Origin of the sequence: Nocardia sp. NPDC052112 (assembly GCF_040680135.1) — a bacterium.
GTDB lineage: Bacteria > Actinomycetota > Actinomycetes > Mycobacteriales > Mycobacteriaceae > Nocardia.
On the sequence record NZ_JBFAWD010000036.1, the window covers coordinates 39,823 to 48,198 of the forward strand.

Annotated in this window: 11 protein-coding genes; 8 read left to right on the forward strand and 3 right to left on the reverse strand. The window is 63.6% G+C overall.

Going from position 1 to position 8,376, the window contains the following annotated elements:
- Positions 1 to 1,017: 1,017 nt before the first annotated feature.
- The 6 genes from AB0L58_RS39160 (at position 1,018) to AB0L58_RS39185 (ending at position 4,242) form a co-directional block, all read left to right on the forward strand.
- Positions 1,018 to 1,596 (forward strand): class I SAM-dependent methyltransferase, encoded by a 579-nt coding sequence (locus AB0L58_RS39160; RefSeq protein ID WP_364395671.1) that lies wholly within the window; start codon positions 1,018 to 1,020, stop codon positions 1,594 to 1,596.
- A 62-nt stretch (positions 1,597 to 1,658) separates the two neighbouring features.
- On the forward strand, positions 1,659 to 1,829 hold the full coding sequence (locus AB0L58_RS39165; RefSeq protein ID WP_364395642.1) for a hypothetical protein: 171 nt from the start codon (positions 1,659 to 1,661) through the stop codon (positions 1,827 to 1,829).
- 92 nt (positions 1,830 to 1,921) lie between these two features.
- Positions 1,922 to 2,176 carry a tail fiber domain-containing protein gene (locus AB0L58_RS39170; protein ID WP_364395644.1) on the forward strand — a complete coding sequence of 85 codons (255 nt, stop codon included), beginning with the start codon at positions 1,922 to 1,924 and terminating at the stop codon, positions 2,174 to 2,176.
- 43 nt (positions 2,177 to 2,219) lie between these two features.
- A complete protein-coding gene (locus tag AB0L58_RS39175; protein WP_364395646.1) occupies positions 2,220 to 2,669 on the forward strand; it encodes a cupin domain-containing protein in 450 nt (149 codons plus the stop codon).
- Positions 2,666 to 3,841, forward strand: coding sequence for a PLP-dependent aminotransferase family protein (locus AB0L58_RS39180; protein WP_364395648.1), 1,176 nt, complete (start codon positions 2,666 to 2,668; stop codon positions 3,839 to 3,841). The genes AB0L58_RS39175 and AB0L58_RS39180 overlap by 4 nt, the downstream gene beginning before the upstream one ends.
- The gene (locus tag AB0L58_RS39185) at positions 3,838 to 4,242 is read left to right on the forward strand and encodes a hypothetical protein (RefSeq protein ID WP_364395650.1); all 405 of its coding nucleotides are present in this window, start codon (positions 3,838 to 3,840) and stop codon (positions 4,240 to 4,242) included. Before AB0L58_RS39180 ends, AB0L58_RS39185 begins: the two co-directional genes overlap by 4 nt.
- Positions 4,243 to 4,454: 212 nt before the next feature.
- On the opposite strand, the gene AB0L58_RS39190 is transcribed toward AB0L58_RS39185, so the two are convergent.
- Positions 4,455 to 5,108 (reverse strand): Uma2 family endonuclease, encoded by a 654-nt coding sequence (locus tag AB0L58_RS39190; protein WP_364395652.1) that lies wholly within the window; start codon positions 5,106 to 5,108, stop codon positions 4,455 to 4,457.
- Positions 5,109 to 5,407: 299 nt separating this feature from the next.
- Here AB0L58_RS39190 and AB0L58_RS39195 point away from each other — a divergent pair, with 299 nt between their 5' ends.
- A complete protein-coding gene (locus AB0L58_RS39195; RefSeq protein WP_364395654.1) occupies positions 5,408 to 5,566 on the forward strand; it encodes a hypothetical protein in 159 nt (52 codons plus the stop codon).
- 28 nt (positions 5,567 to 5,594) lie between these two features.
- On the forward strand, positions 5,595 to 5,837 hold the full coding sequence (locus AB0L58_RS39200) for a hypothetical protein (RefSeq protein WP_364395656.1): 243 nt from the start codon (positions 5,595 to 5,597) through the stop codon (positions 5,835 to 5,837).
- A gap of 482 nt (positions 5,838 to 6,319) precedes the next feature.
- Here the strand turns inward: AB0L58_RS39200 and AB0L58_RS39205 are convergent, their stop codons facing one another.
- The gene (locus tag AB0L58_RS39205) at positions 6,320 to 6,832 is read right to left on the reverse strand and encodes a hypothetical protein (RefSeq protein WP_364395658.1); all 513 of its coding nucleotides are present in this window, start codon (positions 6,830 to 6,832) and stop codon (positions 6,320 to 6,322) included.
- A 5-nt stretch (positions 6,833 to 6,837) separates the two neighbouring features.
- The gene (locus tag AB0L58_RS39210) at positions 6,838 to 8,163 is read right to left on the reverse strand and encodes a hypothetical protein (RefSeq protein ID WP_364395660.1); all 1,326 of its coding nucleotides are present in this window, start codon (positions 8,161 to 8,163) and stop codon (positions 6,838 to 6,840) included.
- Positions 8,164 to 8,376 lie beyond the last annotated feature (213 nt).

Sequence of the window (8,376 nt, forward strand, 5' to 3'; positions counted from 1 at the left end):
TGGGTCGGGCTGTCGCATTTCGGACACTAGGCCAGTTGGGGAGCTGGATCATCCGCCATTTCGGGCGGGAATATCCGTATTGCTGCGTCGTGGATCGCCTGTCGTACACTATCCGGCCGACTCGGCGCCTGCGCGGCCGTCGTCGAGCTCGAACCGATGCGGAGCCGGGGCCGACGCGGTGACCGAACGGTGCGGATATTTCGGCTCGGCGCGGCGGATGTTCCCGGTGGACGCGTGTCATAGCGTGCCGATTGCCGAACTCGCTCGGAATCAGCGCGATCGAGGTTCGCCGAGGAGAGGAGTCGTCCATTGACGTGCTATGGCTTCATCTTCCACCCGCCGCCGGGGGATCACGAATCCGACCGCATCCAATGTGCCGATGTCCAACGGTACATCAATCGTTGATTCGTTGTCCAGTAATAGCGCACTTCCCGCGAATGGGGATAGATGCCGGCTTCGGAGGGCGTCGCGTGGGTCAGAATTGGCCTAGGTCGACCGATTCGGCGAAGGGGCCGTTTCCTTCAATCTGCCGGTCGCAATGCGACCAGCCGCCCAGGCGGTCCTGTGTAAATCCGAGTCGTTGAATATCTGGAGGCTGCAAGAGCTTCGGCAACTGTTCATCAAATTACTTATGCGTCGTGCACATCGACGCTGCGTGTGATAAGTCGGCGGCCTGTGCGCGACGCGATAATATGCTGTCCCCGTGTGACTTTCGGCTGTCCGCAAAACGATGCTGCGTATAAGTTGAACGCTGCTATGGCTACCTGAAAGCCTCGTATTCTCGCGCGATTTCGGCTTTAGCAAATCTTAAGATAACTGTTAAGTAACAACATTTAACACATTGTGAGATTTACGTTAATGTTTGCCTCTCCGGTGGAGGCACCTTCACCACATGCGTAACGTCCGTCCCCGGAGACACCTTCAGAACTCAGGATCTCTGAATTATTCTCCATCGCGGAGAGCGATGATCCTGCGTACTTCTTTGGAGCAGTAAATGGACACTGATACCAGATCGGCATCGCGCCTACCAGGAGTCGCCGCTGTTCTTGCCTCCGGTCGGCGCGCCGAAAGCGCGGCGGATATCCGGGCCCGCTTCGAACGGACCAGCCCTACGACGCCATCTTCTGCGTCGGCGCTATGGAGCACTTCGTTCGTTTCGGGTCTTCTCGACAGGAGAAGGTCGCGGCCTATCGGCAGTTCTTCGAGCACTGCTACAAGATGCTGAAGCCGGGCGGACGGCTTGTCGTGCAGACGATCGCGAAGGGCAACCGGCCGATCGACCAGGCCGTCATCGCAGATAACGCCTTCCTCTGGGCCGAGATCTTCCCGGAATCGGATATGCCGAGGTTCGCCGAGGTGGCGCATGCGGCCGAGAAGTTGTTCGAGGTGCGCTCGGTGGTCAACGGACGCGAGGACTACGCCAAGACCTGCCGGGAATGGCTCGAACGACTTCGCTCGAATCGCGACAAGGCGGTCGAAGTCGTCGGCGAAAGGTCCGTGCAGACCTACGAGCGGTACCTCGATGTGTCCGCAGGTCAATTCGACAACGAACACCTCGTTCTGCTCCGGTTCGCATTCCGGCGCGTGCCCGAATAGGCACACCGATACGTGGATCCGCAGCCGACGGCTGGGACCTCGAGAGAGAAAGGAAACAGCGGATGAAGAAGATCAGCGAAATGACCACGCACGCAGCGGTACTGGCACGAGTCGCGATCGTGGCCGCCGCGAGCACCGGTCTGGCCACCGTGGCGACCGGTGTTGCGAGCGCGGTCATCGACAGCGATCGGACGATCAAGCGCGATCGCGTCGCGGTGGTGTGGGATCGCTGAACGTGTTCGGTCTACCTTGGGGTCGGCGCCATCGGGCGCCGGCCCCGCAGATCCCGTCCGGCCCGGCGGATGAAACGGGGAGTGGGCGAGCCGTGAACGGCTACGGCATTCTCGCGGAGGTCGTGCGGTTGCCGATCAGCACCTGGCGCTACGAATGGGAATCGCCGGATGTTCGGCACCTGGGTCCGATGGCACAGGACTTTCGCGCTGCCTTCGGTTTCGGGGACAGCGACAAGAAGATCTACAACGTCGACGCCAATGGTGTCGCGCTGGTTTGTATTCAGGCTCTGCACAACGAGATCGTCGAACTCCGCGCGGAGCTCGACCGGCTGCGTGCGAAGTCGTGAAGTCGTGAATTTGCCCTGCTCCAACGATATCTGGGATTGCCGAATGAATAGTGCCAAGGCCGTGCGAGTCGTCACCGCAGCCGACGTCGCAGAGGTTGTGGGACCCCAGGAGCAGCATCTGCTGCCCTGCATAACCAGGGATACCTGTGGTGCCGAAGGGATTTCGGCCGCACTGGTGAATATGGCCCCGGGAAAGGTGGCGCGGGCGCATCTGCACGAGCGCAGTGAAACCATCGTGTTCTGCGTGACGGGACGGGCGGTGACGCTGATCGGTCCGGAATTGGAGCCCTATGTGCACGGGCCGGGCGAATTCCTCTACATCCCGGAGGGCGTGGTCCATGTGGCGGTGAATCTCAGCGACACCGAGGGTTTGGTGGCGGTGGATGTGCGCACCGATCCACTGTTCAGCGACGATCTGGTGTTGACGCCGGAATTCGATGCGGCGGCACTGGAAGTCGCCGCGCGACTGCGGCAGGAGTTGGCTCGGGTATGAGCACAGGTGTCGCGCTGGGCCGCGAAACGGCCATGCGCAGCGGGCCGATCGACGACGCGTTCGCGACATTGGCGCGCCGCCCGGATGTGATCTCGTTCGCGGTCGGCGCGCCGGATCCGGCGCTGCTGCCGGGTGAGTTGGTGGCGTCGCTGGCGGCGGCCGCGATCGCGAAGTACGGGAATACCGCGTTGCAGTACGGACTGACGCAGGGTTTTCCGCCGCTGCTGGAGCAGGCGCGAATACTGTTGTCCGGCCGCGGCATCGGATGTTCGCCCGAGCGAGTGCATATCGCCACGGGCGGATCCGGCGCGCTGCACAACCTTTGTATGGCGCTGCTGTATCCCGGCCGGGTGGTGCTGGTGGAGCGGCCGACCTACGGCCCCGCCGTGAAGGTATTCCGCAGCCACGGTGCGACGGTCGTCGAGGTCGCCTCCGATGCGGACGGCATTCTGCCCGAAGCGCTGGACAACGCACTGGCGCAACACAATCCGGCTTTTGTGTATCTGCTGCCGACCTTCCAGAACCCGACCGGGCGGACCATGTCCGCGGCCCGGCGTGCGCAGGTGGCCGAAGTGATCACCAGGCGCGAGGCGCTGGTCGTCGAGGACGACGTGTACACCGACCTGCGCTACCGCGGTGAGCGGCTGGCTCCGGTGTGGTCCTTCGCGCCGGACCGCACCGTCTACATCACCTCGCTGTCGAAAACCCTTGCGCCCGCCTTACGGATCGGCATCGCCGTGCTGCCCGACGACCTGCTCGAGCCCGTGTTCGCCCTCAAACAGGGCATCGACATGCAGACATCGGCCTTCAACCAGGCGATCGCCGCCGAATTCCTCGGAACGCCGGTGGGATCGGCGCATCTGAGTCGGCTCGTGGAATCCTATGCGGCCAAACTGAATACGGTGATCACCGCATTGGGCAAGTACTTTCCGGCGGGATTCACCTGGACTGAACCCGACGGCGGCATGTTCGTATGGGTAGAGGGCCCGACCGATTTCGACACCGACGCATTGGTTGCTCCGGCACTGAACAAGGGAGTGGCATTCCTACCCGGATCCGCGTTCTTCGCGGGTCCCGAAGCGCCGCGCAATGCGCTCCGGCTGAGCTTCGCCACTGTGCCCGGACATCGGATCGAACCCGGCATCGAACTGTTGGCCGGGCTGTGCGCATGAGTATCGTCGGCGTCTGGGAGGTGGTCGCCGACGGTGCGCCGTTCGGCTACCACGTCATGACCTTCCACGCCGATGGCACCATGCTGCAATCGAATCCGGACTTCGGCAACCGCGCCACCAGCGACAGCAATGGCATGGGCACTTGGACGGCCGAGGCTGCAACGGTATCGGGTGCGTTCCTCGAATTCACTATCGACCGTGCGGATCCCGAGTCGGTGCAGAAGGGAATCGTGCGCTTCGAGCTGACCGTGCACGGTGACGAATTCACCGGATCGGCGAGCGCAACCTTCTACGACGTCTCCGGCACCCCACGTCGCGGCCCCCTCCCTGCCACCCTCACCGGCCGCCGCTTCGGCCATCCGGTGCCTCGAGGTTCGGATTCGTGGGTCATCCGGCGCTGACCAAGATCACCGTGCGCTGGTGGCAGACAAGGTTTGCCGCCAGCGCATAATGATCGTGTGGTTTTCATGGCGCCCCCGAAGCCAGTGACAATCCGCAATACGGTCGCCAGATGCGGGCGTATCGGCGCGGTCGAAGGAATGCGATCGTGCAAACTTGATCTCGCCCGACGCCAAGCCTCGACGATCTTGCTGTTCTCGGCGGAGCAGTGGGGTCAGTATTCGAGTTCGGTCCAGGGGATGGCGATGGGAAAGGGGGAGTCGATGCCGATGCCGTCCGGGTTCTCGTGGGTCCACTCGTCGGCGAGGATGTAGTTGGCCGGGCGCAGTGGATGGACGCCATCCGGCAGTTGGGCATGCCCGACGTCGAGGCCGTAGGCGCGGACTGTTGCGATGGAACTCGATTCGCGGTCCAGATGCACTTCCCAGTACCAGGGGATTCCGGCGGTGGCGTAGCGAAACTTCTTCGCCTCGATATCGGTCTGTGTGTTCGAGGGGGACAGGACCTCGCCGACCAGCAGGACATCGCTTGCGCGGACATCCTGATAAGGCAGTTCAAGGCAACGGTAAACGAGGAAGTCCGGAGTCACGAAGTCGGACTTGCCACTGGCTCCAAGGAAGACGTTGGTCTCGAAGTTGACGCGCCAGCAGTGCTGGGTCTGCTCGGACATCGCCTTCCGTGCGTTGTATTCGATCGAGTTCGTCAGTCGACGCGTGAACTGCTGATGCTCCCCTGGACCGCGGCGCACCCACACTACTCGACCATTCCACAGTTCGATCTGGTCGGCGATCTCCGCCGGGAGTCGCTCCAGTTCCTCCCAGGTCATGTACTTGGGGAGGTCCGGCCGCTCGATGCGTGGCAAGGACATGCCGCAATGGTAGCGGTCGAGCCCCCAGCACCGACGGACCTTGTGTTCCGTCGCCAAGCGAGGCTGGAACGCCGATGTTGCGCACACTTTGCACGCCACGCACGAAATTGCCCAGAATTCCGTGCACGGCAGACGAATTCGTGCGCGTCATCGCTATCGAGCCGGCTGGGCGCAGGCGTGGTCGCGGACGAGGGATATGCACATTCCGCAACCCGCGCCACTGCCCAATCCACGCCGAACTCGCCAGAGGGCGGTTCAGCCGGTCGATGGCGCGGAGTCGGTATGAACTTCTTCATACCTTGATCGCATCCTTCGAACCCGGCAACTACCCCGATCTCGTCCAGGCCCGCGAACGCCTCCCGAAACTCGCCGAACTCTGGGACGCCGTCCGCCACGACTTCTGGACCGAAGCCATTCCGGCCCAACGCCGTTCGTGCCCATCCGATACCCGGGAGTGAGCCGCTATGCCGATCAGGAGGCGACTGAGTGCCACCGCAGCCACTCCGCGAGTTCGGGTCGGTGCGGGCGACCACCGCGTCCCGACGGTCCCGGCCCGAATTCGACCGCCGAGACGATGGAATTCAGCGGTATTCCGGAGCGGAGGTCATTCGCCTGACCTCGGCGCCGACGGTCGAAACCCGGACGGTGTCCATCGAGGGCCAGACTGCCTCGGCGGTCGAAGCGTTGTCCTGGGCGGTCTCGGCCGCGGGATCAGGCCCGCCGGAGTAATCCGAGCACTTCGTCCAGCGCCGCTCTGAGAAGTGTTGGGCCCCCGATTTTTCCGTTCGCGAGCTCGCGCATTGCGTCGCGGCGGCAGTGCACTGTGTCCTCGTGGAGCCCGGTTAGTTCGCGGCGTAGCTGAATCATCTCGCGCCGGACGTCTCGCACGATCTGTCCAAGCGACAGTCGAGTGTCGACTGCACCCAGGACGTCCGCGATTCGGTGCAGCAGCTCCAGTCCCGTGTTGGGCTCGTACACGCGAGTCAGGTAGTACTGCGCGGCTGTGAGCAGATCCGACAGATAGTCGGCGGCTGCCGTAGCGAACGCGTGGTCCGAGCCTTGGTGGAGGATCGAGAACGATTCGTCCCGGTGGGGCAGGGACCGCAGGGAATGGAGCAGCGGCGTGTCGAATTCATGTTCGATTCGCTCGAGCAGTAATTCATCTATCGCGCCGCACCACCGCTCCAAGGGCTCCTGCCACGGAATGGATTTCAGTGCATTAGCCGCGGATTCGGTGGGACCCCGGTGTACCGTGGAAGGCTCGGCGTCGGGGGTAGAGTCGATTCCTCCGCCCAGGGGGTGAGGCGAACGGCCCGCACGGCATAGTAGGCCGTGCCGCCGAGGTATCGAGCCTGCAAGCCAGAGGGCACGAGTTCGTCGGCGGAGCCGGCCAAGATTCCCACGCTGTCGAAGATCGCGATGGTGGCGGCAGCTATCTCGCGCAATACCGGGATTCGGGTCTCGATGTCTCGCGCCAGCTCGAACAACGTCGAATAGTCCGCGGCCCAGCTCGCGGGCGCCTGGTCGCGGATGCGCTCGCGCAACTCGTTTTGTGCCACATTCAACGCCCTGGTCGCGCCGATCAACTCCTCGATCGGCGGCATTTCGCCGCGGCGGAATGCCGCCACATGAGCGGTGACCGTGGCATGCATGTCGGCCATGAAGACCCGAACGTCGTCATCGGAAACGCCGTACAAGTTGTCGAAGGCTTCGCGCCAGCTCATCGCGATCAGGTCGGATGTCGGGAGCGGGACGGGCGACGATGTCGCGCGAGTTGCGTTGACCGTGCTGGTCGGCGGGTAGCCGGCGCGGTAGCCACGGGTGTGCTTCCCGCGGACAGTGGCGTCGAATCCGGGGTGGTGTCGGCGGGCTCAGTCGTCGGTGCCGTGGATTCGTCGCGGCTGTCTGCTCCTCGCGTCGGTGCGCGGGCGCTGGTCGTGTGCGCCGGGTGCGGAGTACCGACGCTGAGCGCGGAGTAGACCGTGTGGCCGTGCATCGCTGTCGGGAAGCCCCACGCTGACCTGGCGATTATGAATGCGTGCACCAAATCCGTTTTGACCAGTTCTCGGATGAATTCTCCGGGGTCGCGTAGCCTGCCTTCCGGATCATCGGTGGTCGGCTCTCCGGCCTTCACCGGAATCGCGCGCAGCCGACGAAAGAATTCCTCCAGGTCGGCGACAACTTCATCGACGGGGATGTCGTCCATATCGGCGAGCCGCACGGCATCGGCCACGAACCCCTGGATCTGAACTCCGTCGACCCGGCGGCCATCCGGCAGGAGGACTCCGTCCAGTACCTTGAAAACCCGTGGCACATCCGGTATCCCGTGACGGGCCAGCCTTTCGAGTATCCGCCATTCAGGCTCGACCTTGGTGTCCAGATCGTCGGAATCCGGGTTGGGTATCCCGACCATGAAGTCACCGACGCGGATATTCCAGCTGTAATTTCCGGACCTGGCTGCGGCGACCGTATCCAATGCCGAGTTCACCAGGGCGGTGACCATATCTTCGGGCATCGCTACGCAGGTGGTTCCACCGAGATACCGGCGCTCTTCGATGGCGAGGTGACCGGGCGCGGCTTCTTCGCGTGGATTCTCCGGCGAGTCGGGCGGGCCGGCATTGTCGGTGTGCTGCCTCGAGGCGGCGAGCAGCGTCGCCAATCGGCGAACGGCACCGATCCTGCTGCTGCGAGCGCCTTCCCAGTGGGACTCGAGAACGCAATCCCGATCCTCGGATTCGAGAGCGTCCAGACAACGCTCCACATCCGGTCTGCTCGCCTCGAACAACGCACGGACCAAAGGATCCGACGGACCGGCGGCGAAGGCGATCATCAAGTCGGACAGCATCGACTGCCGGAACCGCGCGAATCGCAACTGTTCCACCGCCAGCTGCTGTGCGACCGCGAGGATCGACGTCGGGTCATCCGCAGCTGCCTGCGCGTGGGCTTCGGCGGTGATCTCGTCCGCCACCTTCTTGTCGCCGACAATAGCCAGTACCTCGTCGAACACCGTAATCGTTTCGGTGTGCTCGGGCAGACCACCAGTGCTTTCAGTCACGTCGGCGGGCCCGTTCACGCCCTGGTCGGTCGGTGCCTTCTCGGGTGGCGTCGGTGGTTCGGGCTGTTGTCCGGGTGGGCGGAATGCGTGTCCCTCGGGGTTGGGGCCGATGGCATCGACTACCGGGTCGAGGTGTCCGGGGGCGAGTCGTCTGCGGTTCTTCGGGGCGGGGAGGTCGAGTACCGCGGGGTCGATGCCGCCGTCGAAATGCAG

Excerpts from the sequence above, each read along its gene's own strand:
- AB0L58_RS39185 (WP_364395650.1), top strand. The coding sequence starts at position 3,838 with ATGAGTATCGTCGGCGTCTGGGAGGTGGTCGCCGACGGTGCGCCGTTC.
- AB0L58_RS39190 (WP_364395652.1), bottom strand. The coding sequence starts at position 5,108 with ATGTCCTTGCCACGCATCGAGCGGCCGGACCTCCCCAAGTACATGACC.
- AB0L58_RS39180 (WP_364395648.1), top strand. The coding sequence starts at position 2,666 with ATGAGCACAGGTGTCGCGCTGGGCCGCGAAACGGCCATGCGCAGCGGG.
- AB0L58_RS39205 (WP_364395658.1), bottom strand. The coding sequence starts at position 6,832 with ATGAGCTGGCGCGAAGCCTTCGACAACTTGTACGGCGTTTCCGATGAC.
- AB0L58_RS39165 (WP_364395642.1), top strand. The coding sequence starts at position 1,659 with ATGAAGAAGATCAGCGAAATGACCACGCACGCAGCGGTACTGGCACGA.
- AB0L58_RS39175 (WP_364395646.1), top strand. The coding sequence starts at position 2,220 with ATGAATAGTGCCAAGGCCGTGCGAGTCGTCACCGCAGCCGACGTCGCA.